Origin of the sequence: Ulvibacterium sp., from assembly GCF_965248315.1 — a bacterium.
Classification (GTDB): Bacteria; Bacteroidota; Bacteroidia; order Flavobacteriales; family Flavobacteriaceae; genus Ulvibacterium.
On the sequence record NZ_CBDFIX010000002.1, the window covers coordinates 3,933,133 to 3,955,292 of the forward strand.

The 22,160-nt window shown below is 43.7% G+C and carries 17 protein-coding genes; 11 read left to right on the forward strand and 6 right to left on the reverse strand.

Going from position 1 to position 22,160, the window contains the following annotated elements:
* Window positions 1–19 precede the first annotated feature (19 nt).
* The 9 genes from ACP2AF_RS18585 (at window position 20) to ACP2AF_RS18625 (ending at window position 10,701) form a co-directional block, all read left to right on the forward strand.
* Window positions 20–2,029, forward strand: coding sequence for a glycoside hydrolase family 127 protein (locus ACP2AF_RS18585; RefSeq protein ID WP_425237643.1), 2,010 nt, complete (start codon window positions 20–22; stop codon window positions 2,027–2,029).
* Window positions 2,026–3,735 carry an arylsulfatase gene (locus ACP2AF_RS18590; RefSeq protein ID WP_425237644.1) on the forward strand — a complete coding sequence of 570 codons (1,710 nt, stop codon included), beginning with the start codon at window positions 2,026–2,028 and terminating at the stop codon, window positions 3,733–3,735. Before ACP2AF_RS18585 ends, ACP2AF_RS18590 begins: the two co-directional genes overlap by 4 nt.
* Window positions 3,736–3,877: 142 nt before the next feature.
* Window positions 3,878–5,260 carry a hypothetical protein gene (locus tag ACP2AF_RS18595; RefSeq protein WP_425237645.1) on the forward strand — a complete coding sequence of 461 codons (1,383 nt, stop codon included), beginning with the start codon at window positions 3,878–3,880 and terminating at the stop codon, window positions 5,258–5,260.
* A 1-nt stretch (window position 5,261) separates the two neighbouring features.
* Complete coding sequence (locus ACP2AF_RS18600) at window positions 5,262–6,710, forward strand: hypothetical protein (RefSeq protein ID WP_425237646.1); 1,449 nt, start codon at window positions 5,262–5,264, stop codon at window positions 6,708–6,710.
* Complete coding sequence (locus tag ACP2AF_RS18605) at window positions 6,707–7,480, forward strand: 3-ketoacyl-ACP reductase (protein ID WP_425237647.1); 774 nt, start codon at window positions 6,707–6,709, stop codon at window positions 7,478–7,480. Before ACP2AF_RS18600 ends, ACP2AF_RS18605 begins: the two co-directional genes overlap by 4 nt.
* Window positions 7,477–7,698 (forward strand): hypothetical protein, encoded by a 222-nt coding sequence (locus ACP2AF_RS18610; protein WP_425237648.1) that lies wholly within the window; start codon window positions 7,477–7,479, stop codon window positions 7,696–7,698. The genes ACP2AF_RS18605 and ACP2AF_RS18610 overlap by 4 nt, the downstream gene beginning before the upstream one ends.
* Window positions 7,688–9,103 carry a sodium:solute symporter family protein gene (locus ACP2AF_RS18615; protein WP_425237649.1) on the forward strand — a complete coding sequence of 472 codons (1,416 nt, stop codon included), beginning with the start codon at window positions 7,688–7,690 and terminating at the stop codon, window positions 9,101–9,103. Before ACP2AF_RS18610 ends, ACP2AF_RS18615 begins: the two co-directional genes overlap by 11 nt.
* A gap of 106 nt (window positions 9,104–9,209) precedes the next feature.
* Entirely contained in the window at window positions 9,210–10,301 is a 1,092-nt protein-coding gene (locus tag ACP2AF_RS18620; protein WP_425237650.1) for an amidohydrolase family protein, read from the forward strand.
* 61 nt (window positions 10,302–10,362) lie between these two features.
* Complete coding sequence (locus ACP2AF_RS18625; RefSeq protein WP_425237651.1) at window positions 10,363–10,701, forward strand: L-rhamnose mutarotase; 339 nt, start codon at window positions 10,363–10,365, stop codon at window positions 10,699–10,701.
* A 2-nt stretch (window positions 10,702–10,703) separates the two neighbouring features.
* Here the strand turns inward: ACP2AF_RS18625 and ACP2AF_RS18630 are convergent, their stop codons facing one another.
* From ACP2AF_RS18630 to ACP2AF_RS18655, 6 genes are all read right to left on the reverse strand, one after another.
* Entirely contained in the window at window positions 10,704–13,892 is a 3,189-nt protein-coding gene (locus tag ACP2AF_RS18630; protein WP_425237652.1) for a PVC-type heme-binding CxxCH protein, read from the reverse strand.
* A 28-nt stretch (window positions 13,893–13,920) separates the two neighbouring features.
* Entirely contained in the window at window positions 13,921–14,892 is a 972-nt protein-coding gene (locus ACP2AF_RS18635) for a Gfo/Idh/MocA family protein (RefSeq protein ID WP_425237653.1), read from the reverse strand.
* Complete coding sequence (locus tag ACP2AF_RS18640) at window positions 14,889–15,905, reverse strand: NAD-dependent epimerase/dehydratase family protein (protein ID WP_425237654.1); 1,017 nt, start codon at window positions 15,903–15,905, stop codon at window positions 14,889–14,891. The genes ACP2AF_RS18635 and ACP2AF_RS18640 overlap by 4 nt, the downstream gene beginning before the upstream one ends.
* 204 nt (window positions 15,906–16,109) lie before the next feature.
* Entirely contained in the window at window positions 16,110–17,222 is a 1,113-nt protein-coding gene (locus ACP2AF_RS18645; RefSeq protein WP_425237655.1) for a zinc-dependent alcohol dehydrogenase, read from the reverse strand.
* Window positions 17,223–17,291: 69 nt separating this feature from the next.
* Entirely contained in the window at window positions 17,292–18,446 is a 1,155-nt protein-coding gene (locus ACP2AF_RS18650; RefSeq protein WP_425237656.1) for a Gfo/Idh/MocA family protein, read from the reverse strand.
* 89 nt (window positions 18,447–18,535) lie between these two features.
* Window positions 18,536–19,585, reverse strand: a complete 1,050-nt coding sequence (locus tag ACP2AF_RS18655) for a sugar phosphate isomerase/epimerase family protein (protein ID WP_425237657.1) — start codon at window positions 19,583–19,585, stop codon at window positions 18,536–18,538.
* A 244-nt stretch (window positions 19,586–19,829) separates the two neighbouring features.
* Here ACP2AF_RS18655 and ACP2AF_RS18660 point away from each other — a divergent pair, with 244 nt between their 5' ends.
* Entirely contained in the window at window positions 19,830–21,074 is a 1,245-nt protein-coding gene (locus ACP2AF_RS18660) for an MFS transporter (RefSeq protein WP_425237658.1), read from the forward strand.
* Window positions 21,075–21,219: 145 nt separating this feature from the next.
* Entirely contained in the window at window positions 21,220–22,059 is an 840-nt protein-coding gene (locus tag ACP2AF_RS18665; RefSeq protein WP_425237659.1) for a sugar phosphate isomerase/epimerase family protein, read from the forward strand.
* The last annotated feature ends 101 nt before the right edge of the window (window positions 22,060–22,160 follow it).

The window sequence follows — 22,160 nt, forward strand, 5'->3', positions numbered from 1 at the left end:
TATACCAAAAAATGAAATGATGAAAAATAAACTTTGGTTCAACAACATTAATTCCGTTTTGGTCAGAAGCACTTCTATAGTTTTCCTGTTTTTGACAACGGCTTGTAAGGAAAGTGTAGTTGAAACTAAAGTAACGGAAACTTCTGCCATCCAGCTAGATTATCCCATACAGCCGGTACCATTTACCTCGGTTACGATTAAAGATAATTTTTGGTCGCCCAGATTGGAAACAAATCGAAAAGTGACCATCCCCTATAACTTTCAAAAATGCAAAGAAACGGGAAGGCTCCGAAATTTTGCGATTGCCGGCGGACTTGAAGAGGGTACTTTTGAAGGTATCTTTTTTAATGATTCGGATGTATTTAAGGTAATTGAAGGAGCTAGTTACTCCTTACAGGTTCATAATGACCCACAGCTTGAATCATTCTTGGATAAATTGATAGCAAAAATAGCCGCGGCTCAGGAGAAAGACGGGTATTTATATACCAACCGTACCATAAATCCGGAAAAGGCAGCGGATGGCGCCGGTGAGAAAAGATGGACCAATCTCCAGACCTATCATGAACTTTATAATGTGGGGCATCTGTACGAGGCCGCAGTAGCCCATTTTCAGGCAACCGGAAAAAGATCCTTACTAGAAGTAGCCCTTAAAAATGCCGAGCTCATCGATAATGTTTTTGGCCCCGGTAAAAACATGGGGGTGCCGGGCCATCAGGAAATAGAAATCGGGTTGGTAAAATTATATCGCGTAACCGGTGAAAAAAGATATCTTAACCTTGCCAAGTTTTTCATCGATCAACGTGGAAATGCAGAAGGGCATAACACTACGGAAGGGAAGTATGCTGGAAAATATCAACAGGACCATGTACCACTTGCCGAGCAAGAAGAGGCCGTTGGACATTCCGTACGGGCCGGATATTTTTATGCCGGGGCTACCGACGTGGCGGCATTGACCGGTGAAACGGCCTATGATGAAGCCCTTGACAAAATTTGGAACGATATTGTATACCAAAAGATTTACCTAACAGGCGGAATCGGGGCCGAACCCAAGCACGAAGGCTTTGGACCCGATTATGAACTTCCAAATGCTACGGCCTATACGGAAACTTGCGCCGCTATTGCCCTTATGCTCTGGAACCACCGGATGTTTTTAAAGAGTGGTGACGTAAAGTATATGGATGTTTTTGAAAGAACACTGTACAATGGTTTTCTCGCCGGGGTTTCCCTTGAGGGGAACACCTTCTTTTACCCCAACCCCTTGGAAGTGGATGGCGTTTCAAAATTTAACCAGGGGGTATGTGGCAGATCACCGTGGTTCGACTGTTCCTGTTGCCCTGTAAACGTTGTACGTATTCTACCTTCTCTTCCTGGTTATATGTATGCTGTTAAAGGCAATGAAGTATATGTGAACCTATATATTGGCAACGAGACTGAAATTCCTTTGGGAAATGGAAATTTGCAGCTTTCCCAAACCACAAATTATCCTTGGGAGGGCTCGGTAGAATTGGAGGTTTTAAACAAAAAAGCTATTTCAGCCGTTCTTAAGCTGAGAGTTCCAGGATGGGCCAGGAACCAAGTAATGGATGGAGACCTGTACCGTTATAATGATAATCATACCCCTGACCTTGTAGTGACCATAAATGGCGAACCTTCCAAAACATTGATCAATAATGGTTATATAACATTGGAAAATGATACTTGGGCACCGAACGATAAAATTAATATCTCTTTTGAAATGCCCATTCGAAAGGTGATGAGCCATGAATTGGTGGTCGCCAACAAGGGTAAAATTGCACTGGAACGTGGGCCATTGGTGTATTGTGCCGAAGAAGTTGATAATCCTAAAGGCGTCCTTGACCTCCAGATACCTGAGGAAGGGGAGGAACTCAACTATTCCTTCGATGCGGAACTACTAGGTGGTATTGGCAAAATTAAAGGTCAAACGATTACCGCCGTTCCTTACTATGCTTGGGCACACCGGAAAATTGGGGAAATGTCCGTCTGGTTAAAACAAAAAAGTACGCGATGAAGAAAACAATCAGCTATATAGGTCTGGGTCTGGTACTACTTTTCCAAAGTTGCACATCCCCTACTCCATCAAAAAAGAATGATCTTCCGAACATTGTCCTCATTATGGGAGACGATATGGGCTATTCCGATATTGGATGCTATGGCGGTGAAATCAAAACACCAAGCTTGGATAAACTTGCAGCCAATGGCCTGCGGTTTACCCAATTCTACAATACCGCACGTTGTTGCCCTACACGAGCTTCCCTGCTCACAGGTCTTTATCCTCAACAAGCGGGAGTTGGTCATATGGTTAATGACCGGGGGACGCCAGCTTTCAGAGGGGACTTAAGTCCCAATGCAGTAACCATTGCTGAGGCCTTAAAAAAATCGGGATATTCCACCTATATGTCCGGAAAATGGCATGTAACCCCCTATGTCATAGATAATCCGGACAAACACAATTGGCCCAGACAACGCGGTTTTGATAGGTTCTTTGGAATGATTTCCGGAGCAGGAAGTCTATATGATCCGCGCTCCCTAACAGAGGATAATACGTATGTTGCGCCCCGTGAAGGCTTTTATTGCACCACCGGCTTTACCAATTATGCGGTGGAACGTATTGAGGAACATGATGACAATAATCCTTTTTTTCTGTATTTGTCCTACACGGCGGCACATTGGCCCATGCACGCACCGGAAGAGGCCGTCGAAAAATACAAGGGACGCTACGATGAAGGCTGCGACGAGATGCGAAAAAAACGTTTTGAACGGATGAAAAAAATAGGGTTGACCAAAACGGAATGGGAACTTACTCCCCGTGATTCCCTAATACAGCCTTGGTCCGAAGATATTCCGGACAAGGAATGGGAACTTGCCAATATGGAAACCTACGCCGCAATGATCACGCTAATGGACGAAGGTATTGGAAAAGTAGTGGAAGCTCTTAAGGCCAAAGGGGAACTGGAGAATACTCTAATCATCTACCTGCAGGACAACGGTGCCTGTGCCGAGGAATTGAAATGGGTATCAAAACGTACCGTGGAAAAGGACAGAGTGCCCTTAACCCCTGATGAGTTACAAACCGAAATGGTCCCCTTTTTTACTAGGGACGGCAAGCCCATTGGGATAATGAAAAATGGATGGCCAGGTCCACCGGATGGTTATACCGCCTATGGCCGTAACTGGGCCAATGTTAGCAATACGCCGTTTAGGGAATACAAGCACTGGGTACACGAGGGTGGTATTTCCTCACCTTTAATTGTGCATTGGCCGGAAAAAATTAATCCTGAAACCACAGGAATTGGGGGATTTAGAACCGAGCCCGCACACTTGATCGACATCATGGCCACCTGTGTAGATGTGGGTGGCGATCTTTACCCCACTACTTTTAATGGCAATGAAATACCACCCATGGAAGGTAAAAGTCTAGTTCCTGTATTTGAGGGAAAGCAACTGGAGCGAGATGCCATTTATTGGGAGCATGAAGGTAACCGTGCCATTAGGATGGGTAAATGGAAATTAGTTTCAAAAGCAGACAAAACACATTCATTCGTATGGGATCAAATTGATGATTTGGAGCTGGATTATTGGGAATTGTTCGATATGGAAAATGATCGAACAGAAATGTACAATTTGGCCCCAAAACATCCAGAGTTGGTACAAAAAATGGCCAAAATGTGGTCGGTCTGGGCAAAAAGGACAGGTATTGTCCCAAGGCCATCATAAAACTAATAAAATGATTTGTAAAGAATCAAGTTTCGAAAGCAGACAGGAATAGGTTCTTTATTCCTATATTTAAAACGGAATACATTTTTAATTACTATTTCTTCAAGAAGCAAACCATACTACCCAAAAGCACATTGAGCTTATGCAGATAAACCCCGAACTAAAGACCCAAGACCTTAAGGATAAGATTGAAAGACTCTGGATCCTATCCGGGCAGAAAATAAAAAGTATGGCCTCGCACCTGGAAGGAGTTTCCGGCTCCCCGGTTGTTACTGTAAACGGAACCTATGAACCAAGAAGTTGGACGGATTGGACACAGGGCTTCCAGTATGGTTCCGAACTATTACAATTTGATGCCACGAAAGATGCCCATTTCCTAAATCTTGGTATCGATCATACAAAGGCCCATATGCCACCCCATATCAGCCATTTTGGTGTTCATGATCATGGTTTCAACAACTTAAGTACCTATGGCAACTGGCTTCGTTTGTTAAATGAGGGCAAGGTTGAAGATAATGCGGGAGACAAAGAGTTCTGTACTCTGGCACTTAAACTTTCGGCCTCGGTCCAGGCACAACGTTGGACTTCCCTCCCAGAAGGAGGATTCATCTACTCCTTTAATGGACCGCATTCCCTATTTGTAGATACGATGCGGACTATTCGAATTTTGGTTGTAGGTCATATGTTGGGCCACTATTCTTCCGGTGAGAACGATTCCAAAATAAATTTGCTCAAAAGGGCCTATCAACATGCCTTGGCCTCGGCCAAGTATTCCATTTACTATGGCGAAGGACGTGATACGTATGACATATGGGGAAGAACAGCCCACGAAGTTATCTTCAATACAAATGATGGTAACTTTCGCTCTCCTTCTACCCAACAGGGGTATAGTGGTTTTTCTACTTGGACACGCGGTTTAAGTTGGGCTATGCTAGGTTTCGCGGAACAATTGGAATTTCTGCAAAATCAAGAACACCTACCTGAACTGGACGAGTTGGGCGGAAAAGCATATATAGAGGAAGTTTTTCTAAAGGCTGCAAGGGCCACCTGCGATTTTTATTTGGAAAATAGTGCCACCGATGGAATTCCATATTGGGATACCGGAGCACCGGGATTGTTTCATCTCCCTGATTGGCGAAATAAGAAATCGGACCCTTTTAATGATTACGAACCTATTGACAGCTCGGCGGCGGCCATAGGCGCTCAAGGTCTATTGAGGTTGGGCAACTACTTAAAAATGAGGAACGAAACCGATGCCGATACCTATTGGTCCGCAGGTTTGACCATCGCCGATAATCTTTTTGATGAGCCATACCTCAGTTCAAATGAAGATCATCAAGGATTGATTCTGCATGCCATTTATCATCGCCCAAATGGTTGGGACCATATTCCAAAAGGCAGTGCCATTCCCAACGGCGAGGCCTGTATGTGGGGGGATTATCACGCACGGGAATTGGCGTTATACTTGGGCGAAGTTATCAAAGGTGATTCATATTATACATTCTTTAAAGGTATAACATTATAGTATGGCCAAATCAAGACCAAAGTTTCCACGGATTGCACAATTGAAGACCGCTGAAAGTTTTGCTCAGCATCTCTCCAAAATTGGAGCCGATTTGCCCTTTAATGAAACCTTAAACAATGCGGGGCAATCTGTTATCGGCCAGTCTTTTAAACTCAAATCGGGTAGGGTTATCGGTAATCGATTTTGCATTCTGCCCATGGAAGGATGGGATGGAACGTTAGAAGGTAGGCCTTCGGAAATGACCAAGCGGCGATGGCATAATTTTGCCATTAGCGGAGCCAAACTACTTTGGGGATGTGAGGCTGTCGCCGTAAACCCGGAAGGCAGGGCCAATCCGAATCAATTGTTGATCAATGAAGCCAATTTAGATACGTTCAAACTTCTATACAACAGTTTGATCAAAGCCCATGAGTCAAAATTCGGAACAACATCTGACTTGTATATTGGTCTTCAACTCACCCATTCCGGTAGGTTTGCTATTCCGGATGAGGACAAAAAGCGGAAGCCCAAGATTTTATATAAGCATTCCATTCTGAATAAAAAATTCAATCTTCCAGAGGACTATCCCATATTGACCGACACTGAAATCGATACACTGGTAGAAGATTTTATAAAAGGAGCTAAACTTGCCAAAGAAGCGGGGTTTCATTTCGTAGACATCAAACACTGTCACGGATATTTGGGCCATGAATTTCTAAGTGCCTTTAATCGCGAAGGAAAATATGGAGGCTCCTTGGAGAATCGTATTCGTTTTATAACATCTATAGTGGATGGCATTAAAGCCACTAGCAATATACCCGTTGCGGTTAGGCTCAGTGCCTTTGATTGGATTCCGTTTACAAAGGATGAAAACGACATAGGAGTCCCCGAAAAATCCCCAAATACATACCGTGAAGCATTTGGGGGAACGGATCAAGGCCTTGGAATTGATCTTTCCGAAGTTTTCGAGATGATTGGTTATTTGGAAAAATTAGGCGTCGAAATGGTTTGCATCACAGCCGGAAGTCCGTATTACGTTCCCCATATCCAAAGACCGGCACTTTTCCCACCTTCGGATGGTTATCTCCCCCCAGAAGATCCGCTTCTTGGAGTTGCGCGCCAAATACAGGTTACCCATGAAATAAAAAGAAAATTCCCCAACCTTGCCATTGTGGGATCGGCCTATTCTTATCTTCAGGAATGGCTACCCCATGTAGCCGAGGCTGTTGTGGAAAACCATATGGCGGATTTTGTCGGTTTGGGGAGAATGGTATTGAGTTACCCCGATATGCCCGATGATATTTTAAACGGGAGACCACTAACTCGAGGTAAAATTTGTAGAACTTTTTCCGATTGCACCACGGCACCTCGTATAGGTATGATATCCGGTTGTTTTCCCTTGGATCCTTATTATAAAGCAAAACCGGAAGCTGCCCAGTTGAAAGCATTCAAAAAAAATTCTGGCTTATGACGAAAAATGTGTTGATTACCGGGGGATCGCGCGGGATTGGATTAGGTATTGCCAGAGCGTTGGCAAAAGGCGGTTGCAATTTGGCCATCAATGGAGTTAGGGAAGCAAAGAACATTGCTTTAGCCTTAAAAGAGTTAGAAGGACTAGGCGCCAAAAAGGCAATCTACTGTCAAGGAAACATAGCCGTTCGCAAGGAAAGGGAAAAAATAGTTACAGAAGTATTGGAAGTTTTTGGCCAACTTCATGTATTGGTCAACAATGCCGGTGTAAGTCCTTTAAAAAGACTTGATGTATTGGAGACTACGGAAGAAAGTTATGACCGGGTGATGGACATTAATCTTAAAGGGCCGTTTTTCCTTACCCAAAAAGTGGCCGATCATATGATACAATACAAAGATAAGAACACGGAAAACGTTCCTTGCATCATCAACATATCATCGATCAGTGCTACCACTGCCTCTATTAACCGTGGAGAGTATTGTTTATCCAAAGCCGGTCTTAGTATGATGACCCAATTGTTCGCTACAAAACTAGGTGAATACGGCATCCCTGTATATGAGGTAAGGCCAGGGGTAATTGAAACCGATATGACCGCAAAGGTACTTCAGAAATACCAAGAAATGATTAATAAGGGACTCACACTTCAATCCAGGATAGGGTCTCCGGAAGATGTGGGCCAGGCGGTCTTGGCCTTGGTAGAAGGGAAATTTCCGTACTCCACCGGCCAAGTAATTATGGTCGATGGAGGTTTAACTATGCCCAGATTATGAAAAAAAGACGTGTTGCCCTATTAAAGATTTTGGATGGCCTGGCCCTTCTCACCTTTATTGCCTCATTCAGTCCTTTGGTGACCCCCAAACATGTGGCCGAACCTTTTATATTGGGACTGCCCTATACCTTAGGGGCAGGCCTTTTGGTTAGTTTTCTTTTTGTAATCCTCGCTTATCTGGTATCCATCATAAACAAAGAAGAGAACCATGCTGACTAAGTTTTTAATTGCGGGCGCGATTTATCTGGGTATCTTGGTCTTTTTGGTAAGGCGCACACGTGTTAAGGAAAAAACCACATCAAGCTATCTACTAGGTGGTGGTAATATAGGGTTTGTTATTGGGCTTTTCACAACAGCGGCTACCTTATTCAGCGCTTTTACTGTAATAGGGATGCCGGACTTTTTCCGTACACATGGTATTGGGGCTTGGATTTTTTTGGCCGTTTCGGATACTATGATGGTCTATGCCCTGATCCGGGTAGGAGAAATGCTCAGAAGAAAAGCAAGAAAACTGGATTTTAAAGGAATGTCCGGTTTAATGGTAAATACCTATGGGGCAAAATTTGCAGGTTATGTAGCTTTTGGAGGAGCGGTGATTTTTTTGATTCCCTATATAGCGGTACAAATTAGTGGTATTTCTATATTTCTTAACGCTGCCTTTCCAAATGCGATTCCTGTCTGGGCGTGGAGCTTGATTATTGTAGGTATAATGATATTATATAGCGAAACAGGTGGTCTTAGGGCAATTATGTACAACGACACCTTGCAGGGGATTCTACTTTTTATAACCATATGGATCATTGGTTGGAACTGTGTAAGTCATTTTGGTAACATGACGTCCATGTTCGATAAGGTAGAATCTATCAGCAATGAATTACTTTCCGTTCCCGGTCCAAAGGGACTCTTTACCACTCAATTTTTGATTATTTCGGCCATTGCTATCATTTCACTACCTTTTACACAACCACAGATTTCTACTAGGGTGGTCATCATGAAAAGCAGTTCAGCTCTGCGGAAGATGGCCATTGGTCTGGGCGTTGTAGCCATATTGATTATTCTTCCCACGCTGTTTATGGGAATGTATGGGGCGGTATTGTATCCAGAGGCATCCACCCAGGAATTTATAGGACATGTACTTTTATACGATCAAGCTGAAGGTATAGCTGCATTAGGATTGATAGGGCTGATTGCAGCGGCCATTTCAACTTCTGATTCCCAAATATTCGCACTAGGTTCGGAGCTAAGGTCGTTACTTACTTTAGGGGATAAAAAAGCGATTTTAATAACCCGAGTCTTTATTTTCTTTTTTGGGATATTGGCCCTAATTTTTTCCATCCTCAGTACAGAACATTTGGTTTTGTTAGCACGTACCAGTTTTACGGGAACAGCCATGATGGGCCCTATGATTCTGGTCGGTATACTGAGTTCACGAAAACCATCGCTCCTAATGCCAATTGTAACCGTAATGGCTTTGATTACCTTCATTCTTGCCAAAATAGGAATTATTCCATCCAAAATAGGAGTCTTGGAAGTTGAGTTGTTTCTATTTTCAATACTGTTGATTGCCAGTATTTTGGAAGTTTTCCTTTTGGGTAAAGCCAAGAGTGATACCCCAAAGATTTGAATGCACTGCACATGCATCGGCAAAAAAATAATTACATTTATAGGACAGAGCTCCAATAAGATAAGAATAAAGAATCTGTTGCTCGGACCAGTTTAAAACGGTGATCATGAAAAAAACTATTTATGTCTTATTTGTACTAAGTGTTTTTTTTGCGTGCAAACCAAAGACGGAAAATCAATTCTCCAATAAGGAACCGGTAATTACCATGGACGAAGGAACGTTAAAAAAAATAGACGTCCATACACATTTTAAATATTCCAGGGAATACCTGCCCGAATTCTTTAAAAAATGGAATATGCAGGGTGTACTAGTGGATGTTTACCGAGAGGATTCTAAAGGTATCGTCAGAAGTTGGGACGAGTATTTGACCCATGCCCAAACCTATCCTGAAATGTTTCGTCTCTGTTCCGCTATTATAGGTGTAGGTATAGATGCTCCGGATTATGCACAAAAAACTATCGAACAGTTGAGTCGGGAAATCGATTCGGGGGCCAGAATGGTAAAGGTATGGAAGAACTTTGGTATGGTTACCCAAGATGCCTCAGGTAAATACATTCAAATCGACGACCCTCGTTTACAGCCCATATGGGACTTTTTGAAATCCAAACAAATTCCGGTGATGGCCCATATCGGCGAGCCTGAGCAGGCCTGGAGGGAACTAGATCCCAAAAATCCGCATTATGGATATTATATGGGACACCCGCAATACCATGCCTATAACTTTCCCGAGATACCATCCTACGAGACCATTATAGCCGCGAGGGACAATTGGGTCCAAAAAAATCCAGATTTAAACATCTTATGCGCCCACTTGGGCAGTATGTCCCACAATGTGGATATGGTAGCGGAGCGGCTTGATAAATTTCCAAATATGTACGTAGAGACCGCCGCTAGGTTTGGAGATTTGGCGAGTCAGGATAGCGATAAGGTAAAGGCTTTCTTTACGAAATATCAGGATAGGGTGTTTTTTGGTTCCGACTATGGAAATAGCACACCACAAGATTCCCTGAGAATCACCCAACCTGAAGAAGAACTACGATCACTTGATACCAATTACAGGTTGTTATGGGAATACCTAAGTGGCACGGATTCCTTGGAGATACGTGGACAAAAGACCCGTGGCTTGGGCTTGCCGGTTGATATTCTAAAAAAGGTATACTATCAAAATACAGTAGACTTTTTGAAACTAGATTCATAACAGGGTAATTAAACCCTGTCAATTTAAAACACATTATTCAACGCATTAAACGTACTAATCCATGAAAAGACACTGTTTGGCATTAGATTTAAAGAACGATGAGACCTTGATCGCAAAATATGAGGAATACCATAGGGAGGTTTGGCCAGAGGTATTGGATAGCCTCCAAGATTCCGGCATTGCACATATGGAAATCTATCGGGTCGGGAATCGACTGTTCATGATCATTGAGGTAGAGGATTCCTTCTCCTTTGAGAAAAAAGCCCAAATGGATGCGGATAACACAAAAGTTCAGGATTGGGAGGTACTCATGTGGGAGTACCAACAGGCGCTGCCTATGGCCAAACCCGGTGAAAAATGGTTACCCATGGAGAAGATATTCGACTTCAAGGCTTCCTGAATTTATTCCATAGGGTGTTCCTTTAGCAACTCCTCCGCCAAGTAAAAACCTTCTTTGTCCTTGACGCTTTCCCGAACTTCTTTTACTTTACTTGGAGAAATCGCAGAAGCTTTATTACCGAAACTATTCCTGACATAGGTAAGTACGGCAGCTATTTCATTATCATCCAGCATCCCACCAAAAGGAGTCATGGGAACTTGTCCGGGATAGGTTTTGCCCTTCACTTCTATTGGCCCCATAAGTCCCTTTAAGGTAAGTTTTATAAGACGGTCTTCATTTCCTGTGACCCAGGGTACCCCTGCCAATGGAGGAAATTGGGAAGCGGTAAGGCCATTGCCGTCCGGTTGGTGACAGGTAACACAAAAACCTTCCCGTTCGTAAATTCCTTGGCCTAAAATATAAAGTTCCTTCTCTGTTCCCTTAAGGCTGGTTTTTACGCTACCATCACCAAATTTTTCCGAATACTGGCCGCCCTCTCCTAAATTATATCCGTTAAGGTGGGCAACTGCCGCCTCATAAGGTAATTTCATCCAATCATCCAAAGGTTCATTGCCCGCTGCTTGCAAAATGGGGTTTCCGCTATCGGTGTCCAGCCAAGATGCCGCCACAAGGGCCTCCAACCGTACACGGGAATGACTATCCTGGGCCGCCTTCAATAACAATTCGTCTTGATTATCGATTTGGTGACCAACATAGCGCAATACCTTCACGGCTGCTGCCCTCGCGCGAAAATCGATAGCGTTCAACATTTGTTGTAGAAGCGCATCGTTGACCGTGTTTAATCCCCAACTTACCCATAAGGCTTCCAAAACATGATGTTCATATCTTGGGTCGCTCTTATCCAAACCTTTGACCCAATCCTCCAGTTTTGCCAATACCTCAGTTTTGTCCCTGGCACGCAGTTCCCTTTTGGTCCGATATCTTGTCCTAAATTCGGGTAGTTTTAAATTATCTAAAAGTTCATCAATACTCGCATCCACTATTTTGGCAGGTGTCACCAAAGGTCTGGATGGATAGGTTATCCGGTAAATTCTACCATGTACATGATCTCGTAAGGGGTCTCGTGCATTGTGCTGCATGTGACCTACCAAAACATTATGCCAGTCCACCACGTACAGTGATCCATCCGGAGCAAACTCCATATCAACCGGGCGAAAATTAGTGTCCGAAGAAGTCACCAAGTCCAATCTGTGTCGACTATTATATCCCGCGCTGTTCGGATCATCGACCATGGTATGTTGTTTGGTTCCCAAGAAACCTATAGTATTGTTAATGATTATATCCCCTTGGACCTCATCGGGGAAATGGCGACTGGAAATAAACTCCAGACCGGAGGTGGGCCTTACACGATGTTCTTCTTGTATGAGGTTTTTGGGTAAGGGAGAAGACCTTCCATAACGCGGTTTGATGCTACCTGGCATCATCCAGGTCATATCCGGACCCGAAGTATGGGCAAAGAAATTTTGTCCCCATTCGTCAAAGGCAATACCCCAAGGGTTAGGTATTGGCAATTGCGCCGTCCGTTCCAAATGATGCCGTTGTGGACTATATCGATAAAAGCCTCCGTTTGTACCTCTAACAGGCCCGTATGCCGTTTCCACATTCGTGTGCAGAAACACCCCTTCCCCCATATAAATAGCCCCTGAGGGATCAGCGGCAAATGCCCCGGCTGTATGGTGTGTATCGTGATCATCAAAACCACTTAGGATTATTTCGGTCACATCGGCCTTATCGTCCCCATCGGTATCCTTTAACAAAACGAGGTTGGTCCCCTGGGATACATATACACCCTCTGGGGCAAATTCAAATCCTATGGTCAGGTGAAGACCGTCCGCAAATGTGGTCTGCTTATCGGCTTTACCATCATTATCCGTATCCTCTAAAATAATAAGTTTGTCATTGGGCTTGCTGTCGCCGGGTTTATAGTGCGGATAAGATGGCATAACCCCTACCCATAGTCTTCCCTTATTGTCAAAAGATAACTGAACGGGATTGGCCAAATCAGTAAACTCTCCCTCCGAAGCAAACAACTCTATTTTATAACCCTCTGCAACTTCAATTTTATCCAGCGCATCTTGTCCATACAAATACCCAGCATCCACATCTCCTTGGCCTGGATCATAGTTTGTCTTAACCGGTGGCAGTATTCTAGTTTTGGCATCCGCCGCGGCCAAATCAATTGTTTTACCTTTGGCAGCTTCCCATATGGCACTATCGCGAATCGCAGTCATTTGGCGAATCTTTTCTATTTCAAACGGATAGTTGGCCGGCCCGAAAGGGTCATATCGTCTTCCATAGGCATGTACCCCATTCGGAATTTTAAAGTCATTATGCCAAAACCAGTTTTTATCCATTACCGCACTATGCACCAGGTCCTTATTATCCTCTACCCTTATTTTTTCCTTTCCAAATACCTGGTTCGCCAGAAAATTGGCGAATTTTTGATATCCCAAATCATTTAGTTGAAATCCATCAGCCGTTAAATCCTTACTCTCCTGTTCAAACCATTTTTTACTCGATTCGAAAGCATTGACAAACAACACACTGTCCTCAACCGCCACTTCCTTCATGGCCTGGGTATATAAGGCCAGATTTTTATTTTCATTTTGACCATTCGGTAAGTCCATTTTGGCAGAAAGATCTTCAAAGGCAATTGGGGATACCAAAGCCAATTGGGGTGCGGATTGGCCGTTATACTGTTGTTTCCGAGTATGGTCAATGAAAGCCTTTAACTCCGCCTTGTAGTTTTCCAACCCGTCCGGACCCTGAAAAGACTCACTATAGCCAAAAAAACCAATTACTATGTCAGCTTCCAATTGTGTAAGCCATTCATCCTCAGTTGGGAAGTGTCCAATACTACCCGATTTCTGTGCATACTCATCCTGAAATTTTTCGGCACCGGGAAAGGCCCAGGGAGAATTTCGCGAAGAATGAGGCCGAAAACCAGGAGTATTCCCTGGATCACACATATTTCGAATTAATAAAAGGCTATCTGGGTACCGTAACTGCATTTCTGTTTCGAAATGCCCAAAATTGAGCATTCTTGAACCTAAGTTATTGCCTATCAGCACAATGCGGGAATCTTTTTTTAATTCCAAGGTAGGGCCTTCATTTTTACTACAACTACCCACTACTAGGGCAAGGCTAAACAATACTGCTTTTCCCTTGCTCCAATCTATCCTTCTTCTCATCTAAACGTTACTTTGGTTTATTATTTTCTTATTTGAAAGTTATATGCAATCCTTCTTCTACCGACTTTTCACAGGCTTCAATAATTTGCTGACAGGTAATGGCATCGTCCAAACTGGAAAGTGGCTCTGCGTCTTCCCGTAAAACCTTATTGATAAAATGCGTAGTAGTATTCTTTATGGATTCCGGATAACAGTGATAAGTTTGAGAATGGGCACCATTCCGATCATTGATTACCCAATCGCGATAGCTATAGCGTGTACTACCCTTGGTACCGATTACCTTGATAATACAGGTCCAGGGGTCACCGGCATGGTCGTCATTGGCAAAACTGGCACATAAATGGCTTAGGGTTCCGTTTTGCATTTGAATATTGGCCATTGCCACATTTTCTTGTGGCGCCAGGGTATCATCAACCGTATGTTTTAAGCACGATATGGTCTTTGGCTTTCCTGCCAAATAGAGCATAGTATAGCTATGGTGAGTCAAAATCTGACGAATTACACCAGGATACCTGGCCCTAATCTCATCAGCATGATGAATATTGTACATCATATAAAACTGGGTTACATCTCCCAGCTTACCACTCTGAATCATATCCTTTGCACGCCGAATGCCTGTTTCATAAATATAGTTATGAACGGGCATGCACTTTACCCCGGCTTCGGTTACTGCTTTTTTCATGCGATCCAATTCCTCAATGGTAGAGGCTGCAGGTTTCTCCACCAAAACATGCTTCCCTGCTTTTGCGGCCCTAATAGTATACTCGCAATGGGTCTCCATATTGGTCAATATGAATACCGCGTCAATATCCGCGTCATTTAGCAAATCATCTACAGAAGCATAGATCTTGCAACCATATTGTGCTGCCTTCAACTTTCCTTTTTCAGGGGTGCGATTCCAAAGTCCGACCAATTCCGAGCCTTCCAGGCTATTGATGGCCTCTGCATGCAAATCGGCCACATCACCTGCGCCGAGTAAACCTATTCGTATTGTGTTCATGTGTTTATTGAAAAATCTAAAATATCCTTTTCTGCCATTTTCTTGAACTCTTGTAACGAAGTCCGTACCCCTTCGGCTATAGCCGTACGCGGTAAATCTTTGAACGTACCGTCAATTTTGGTATGATCCAAATCACAAATAAAAAGATTGGGAGGAGCATCATCGATTATGGAAAGTTTTGCAAACTCTCCCATTCCTAATGCATTGGCCTGTTCTTCAACAATTTGTAGAAAAGATTGAATAGGTATGGTTTCTCCTTTAATGTTAAAAGCACCAAAACCGGAATAGGGTTGTAGTGTACAAGCAGCAAAGTGCGCACCGACATCCTCTACAAAATGATAATTTTCGCGCCCTTGATACGGCATCTCAAAGGGCATCAGCTTCCCTAAGACCGACCCCATGGCTATAGCTTTCATAGCATTGGTTGGTGCCGAAGTCTTTCCCTTGTCCCTACCCTTGCCGTAGGTAGTATTAATCCGTAAACATACCGTTGGCACTTTAGTAGTATCATAAAACAAACGGGCCAAATGTTCTCCCGCCAGTTTCCAAATCCCATAGTGATTAGGCGGTGCCAGAGGTACATCCTCGGCAATGGTCTCTTGGGGATACATGGATCGCATGCCATACACTGCCCCGGAACTTGCGAATACAAACCTTTTTAAACTCGGAAGTTTCTCGGCGGCGTCAAAAAGGGCCATCGTACCTCCCGTATTAATTTCCATGCCGCGAATGTGATATTTTGAACAATCCGGACTTTGGTATGCACCCAAATGAATAATATGGGTCGGGTTAAGTTTTTGGAGCACTTCTTCAATGGCTTGGTAATCGGAAACGTCAAGGGTAATAAACTCTAAACGGGAATCCAACTCTTCACCTAACCATAATTTTAAGGGATTGGTATTGTTAGACCGTGTAGCGACGACTATTTTATCGACTTCGGAAGACTGCAATAACTTGTAAATGGTTACCGACCCTATACAACCGGTACCTCCTGTAATAAATATTGTATGCATGTATGTTGAATGCTAGATTATAGATATTAGACGCTAGATGTTATATGCTAGACCGTAGACTGGTTCTCAATTTGAATTGTTAGGTTTCATAAACTACTATGCTGGACAAAACAAAATGGAATGATTCCACAATCTGTCATAATTGTCTTGAATCTCATGTCGCTTCTTTCCTCTCATATCTCTTGTCTCTTGTCTCATTAAAAATCAGTTCATTTTTATTACGGCCTTTACGTTGTTTGCCTTTATTGAATCTTCAAAAGCCTGCGTAATATTCTCAAAATCATAGAAATTGGTATAGTGTTCCGAGGGAAATACTCCGGTGACCATCAACTTTTGGGCAACCATATAATCATCCCTGCAAGACCCCATAGATCCCCTCATATTCAAAGATGTACGCGTAAGGTGGGTGGCGTTGATTTCAACTTCCTTAGGATAGGTGGCAATAACACAGATATCCCCTTCCGGTCGCACAACATCTATGGCTTCGGTAAGTACTTGAGGTACCCCGGAGCATTCAATAAGTAGATCCACCTTCCCATTGGTTCCAAAAGGGATGCCCTTATCATCTACAACACCCTTGGACAATTGGGTGCTCAACGTATTATCCGGGGAGACTTCTATGGTGATAAAACCTCGTTCTTTTGCTTTTTTTAAGCGAATATCCCGATCATGGGCTATTCCGGTAACGGCCACCCTTGCTCCTGCAGCCCTTGCCAATTCGGCCGACATAAGACCGATAATTCCACATCCAGTGACCACCACATCCTGCCCCGGTTTTATGTTGCATTTATTATGAAGGGCATTTACAATAATGGATAGGGGTTCAACCAAGGCACCTTGCTCAGGCGTAAGACCATCAATCAAATGGACGACCCTATCGGACTCCAGCACTACCTGCTGACCAAAGCCTCCATTTCTATGAAAGCCGATAATTTGTTTCTTGGGGCACAAATTCCATTTGCCTACCATACAGGCTGGACAATTTTCGTCTCGGCAACCCAACATGGCCAAGGGGGTAAAAACATCGCCTACTTTTACATCACCGTGTTCCCCAGGCCCCAATTCCAGTACCTCCGCACTAAATTCATGGCCTATTATCCTTGGGCGCTGTACCCAATCAAAATTAGGCTTTCCCAAACTTGCACTATTATCCGAACCACAGATTCCAGTATAGAGGGTCTTGGCCAAAATTTCACCTTCCTTCAATTCGGGAAGCTCCATATCCACTACGGAAGTATTGCTTGTAACGGAAACCCCGGAGTTAGGGTATATTCTCTCCTTTCCATGGAGACAAAAACCTTTTATTGCATTGGTCATTATGAACAAATTCTTTATTAAATTTTTGAAATGGAATATAATTTGGTTTTGGAAATATTTCCAAAACCCCTACCAATTGACACCTGTTTCCTGCCAGCTTTTTGATGTCGCGGAATTCAATACGGCCTCGCAAACCTTTTGCGTTTCCTGGGCCTCTTTAAAGGTTGGGGAACAGGGTGTTCCATCCTCGATACTTTTGAAGAAATCGGCCACTTGGTGTACAAAGCTATGCTCATAACCAATGGACAGACCAGGAACCCACCATTTGTCCATATAGGGTTGGTCACCATCGGTGACATGAATGGATCGCCATCCTCGCTCCACGGATTCATCCCGATGGTCAAAATATTCCAATCGGGACAGGTCGTGCAGATTCCATTTAATTGAGGCGTGTTCTCCATTGATTTCAAAGGTATACAGTGCTTTATGTCCCCTAGCGTAACGTGTAGATTCAAAGAGACCTAAAGAGCCATTGTCAAAATGGCAATGGAAAATGCAGGCATCGTCTATACCTACCTTCTGCACCTCACCGGTACCCGTATGTACCCTTTCCTTGATAAATGTCTCCGTCATGGCCGAAACATCCTTGATGCCTCCATTCAGCCACATGGCCGTATCTATACAATGTGCCAAAAGATCTCCGGTAACTCCTGATCCGGCAGCATCGTTATCCAATCGCCATAATCCCTCACCGCCTTGGGGAAGCTCCGGACTGATGGTCCAATCCTGTAAAAAATTGGCCCTATAATGAAATATCTTTCCAAGCTTTCCAGCATCGATCAATTGTTTGGCCAAGGTTACCGCAGGAATCCTGCGATAGTTATAATACACCGTGTTGGGAACGCCGGCCTTTTCTACAGCATCTACCATGGGTTGCGCTTCGGCCACGGTCCTAGCCAATGGTTTTTCACATAATATCATCTTTCCGGCTTCGGCCGCAGCTATGGCAATCTCCGCATGCATATTGTTCGGGGTACAAATATCAATGGCATCTACATCATCTCGGGCAACCACGGCCCGCCAGTCGGTTTCTATGGATTCATATCCCCATTGGTCGGCAAAGGCCTGCAAACGTTCTTTGTTTCGGGCACATACCACCTTTAGAACCGGTTTGTGTTTCAATTCCGGGAAAAAATCACCCAAACGTTTGTAAGCATTGGTATGGGTCCTGCCCATAAATCCGTATCCTATCAGTCCTATTCTCAATTCTTTTTTGTCCGCCATTTACATTAACTAGTTATTGGGTTATTGATTATTGGTATTTTGGCATTCGTATAGGAGTCAATACTATTGCCTGATTAATTACATTTGCTTTATTCGGCCTCGTGCCATCCGTGAAGCTCGCGCACCTTAATCATAGCACCTAGAACATCATTCCAAGTTTTGGGCTGCATCATAACCTCGTTGGGGAACATACAACCATCCCAGCAAATATGCTTGAATCTTTTGGTAAGGCTACCATCTTCATTTCGTAGCCAATGTCCAGCATCAACCGGAATATCCAATTTTCCATTGGGATCCGCAGCCTGGCAATGCCTCCCGGTCTTGTCATGCGAGCCTGCCCCGAAAACAGTGCCATCGTTCTGGGCCACATGAAAATCTATGGTCCAAGGTCTCAAGGCTGCCGTAAGGGTTTTAAGGCCCCTAGTTAAAGTGGCCCTGTCTTCCCATTGAAAATCTTCGGGAAGAATCCGCTCATCCGGTTTGTTATATCCTAAAAGATACAATAAGGTATGTGCCATATCTGCCTGAAAACCAATGTTAGGTCGATCCACCGCTTCCAGGGTATTGACCATGGATTTCCATCCATGCATCCCGCCCCAGCAGATTTCACCCTCAGCCGCCAGGGATTCCCCATAATCCGCAGCTATATCGCAGGCCTCCCGAAACGTTTGGGCAATCAATTTTGTGTTTCCAACAGGGTCCTGGGCCCAACTTTCTGGATCTATGGAGGAATCTATTCGAATGATACCGTTTGGACGAACCCCTATTTCGCGAAGCTTTTGTCCTATCTTACAGGATTTGTGCACCTGTGTCACGAACTGCTTACGCTCTTCTGAACTGCCCATGGCAGATCCCCCTCCCGTAGGAGTCCACACGGGAGCGACCAGACTTCCGATTTCCAAGTTTTTGGACGTCGCCTTGTCCGCCATTCGTTTGATATCATCATCCGAAGCATCAATGTCCATATGCGGATCGAATAGAAATAAGTCAAAACCATCAAATTTTGTTCCGTCCACTTCCGCATTGGCGGTAAGTTCGATCATGGTATCAATGTCAATTGGGGGTTCGGAATCGGGTCCCTTACCCACTACACCAGGCCAAGAGGCATTGTGCAATTTGGGATAATTGTTCTGTTGCATTTTGTCTTAACTATTTAGGGTATTGTAAATTATCGGTGTGTACGTACACTAAGTGGACTAATTTAGCTAAAATCATGTATTTCATGAAATAAATGTTGTGGCTTTTTTAACAGCAACCTATATTTTGTGATAAACTGGTAAGACAACCATAAAATAATTATGATAATAGCAAAAAAGTAAGTAAACTTATACTTTGAATTTAAATTTTCTAGTATTGATTTTAATCAACCTAAACTAAAAACGTATGGAAAATACCGCTTCCACCTCGATGGTAAATGACAAAAGATTATTTTACGGTAGTTGTTTTGCCTTAATCACTACAGCCTTATCATTTAGTATTCGGGCCGGCATCCTTCCCCAATTAGGAGAAGAACTGAGTTTATCCGCTACACAATTGGGTTTCATCAACCAAATGTGGTTTTTGGGCTTTCCCATATCCATGGTTATCGGCGGACTCATCTATCATAAGGTAGGTGGCAAAGCTATCATGCAATTTGCTTTCTTCGCCCACGCCATAGGCATTATCATGACTATCTATTCAGGTAGTTATACAGGGTTGCTCATATCAACGCTTCTTATAGGGTTGGGTAACGGATGTACCGAAGCGGCCTGTAATCCTATGATAGCGGATGCCTATGAGGGCAACAAAATGAGTAAGATGATGAACCGTTTCCATATGTGGTTCCCCGGAGGAATCGTCATAGGAAGTATCGTTTCCAAAATTATGACGGATATGGGCATGAGCTGGGAATCACAAATTTGGGTCATATTAATTCCGACCTTGATTTATGCCTATCTTTTCTTTGGACAGACCTGGCCTAAGGCGAAAGTTAAGGAAGGTGCTACTCTTATGGGTAATTTAAAAGCTATGGTTTCCCCCTTGTTTCTTTTTATGATCGCCTGTATGTCCCTCACCGCAATTTCAGAGTTCGGGCCCCAACAGTGGGTAGGACTGATTTTGTCCAAAAGTGGGGCATCTCCCATGATTATATTGGCTTTGGTTACGGGAATTATGGCAGTGGCACGATATTTTGGTGGTGAAATGGTACATAAATTCGATCAAACTGGAGTACTTCTGGGCTCTGCCGTTCTAGCTACTATTGGTATTTATCTGTTCAGTACCCAAACAGGAGCTATGGCCTATGTGGCAGCCATCTTTTTTGCCTTGGGCATTGCCTATTTTTGGCCGAATATGGTTGGCTTCGTCGCAGACAAAATTCCAAAAAGTGGTGCCTTGGGCCTATCGATTATAGGTGCCGTAGGCATGTTCTCCTCATCAATTTTCCAGCCTATCATTGGTAGTTGGATCGATGCTGACAAAGCCGAAGCTGCGGCTGCAGGCCTTACAGGAGACGAATTGGAGTTGGTTTCCGGCCAGGCCACTTTGGAGACCATGACCTTGTTCCCCGGTATATTGATCGTACTGTTTACCATACTCTATTTTTGGATGAAGAATCGGAAACCGGAAGCTGTGGCAGCCGCATCCTGATAAAACTGAAATTTTGACCACATGGAATCAAAAACCAGGTCGAAAAAAATATAAGATTATATGCACCCCCTGCCTATTACAGGTGGGGGTTGTTTCTTTTAGGAAATGATTTAGAAAACTGAAATACCGCAATAAATTGATATAAATGAAAATTGGAATGAACCTTTTGCTCTGGACCAATCATGTAACAGAAGAGCATTATCCCATTATTGACGATTTAAAGGAAACAGGGTACGATGGCATTGAACTTTATATGGGTGAAGGTGATGTGACACACTATTCCAAATTGGGAAATCATTTGGCCCAATTGGGCTTGGGTGTAACAACAGTGACCGGATTAGGCCCTGAAGAAAATATCGCCAGTCCCGATGCCAAAATCAGGCAGGCCGGACTCGACCGATTAAAATGGGCCATCGACAATGGCGAGGCCCTGAAATCCGATACTATTTGTGGCCCTTTGCATTCTAGTTTTGCCCATTTTACAAGGCAACCACCTACCCTAGAGGAACGTCAATGGAGTGCCGAGATGCTTCGTAAAGCAGCGGAATATGCCGCACAAGCGGATATTGTGTTGGCCCCGGAGGCTTTGAACCGGTTTGAGTGCTACCTTTACAATACTATGAAAGACCTAAAAACTTTAGTAGAGGCCGTAGACCATCCCAGTCTGGGAGCAATGTATGATACGCACCACAGCAATATTGAGGAAAAAAGTCAGTCCCAGGCACTAATGACCATAGCACCCCATTTAACACATGTGCATATCAGTGAAAACGACCGTGGCACACCGGGCAGCGGGCAAGTACAATGGGACGATGTTTTTACGACCTTGAAGGAAATAAAGTACGACGGATGGTTGACTATCGAGGCCTTTAGCACCATAATTCCGGAATTTGCCAATGCCATCAACGTATGGCGAGATTATTCCCCTATGCAAGAAGTCTATCAAAAGGGATTGGAGTTTATAAAAAAAGGAATGGGGATTTGAAGTGGTAAGTGGTAAGTGGTAAGTGGTAAGTGGTAAGTGGTAAGTGGTAAGTGGTAAGTGGTAAGTGGTAAGTGGTAAGTAAAAACATCAAAATCAACCGG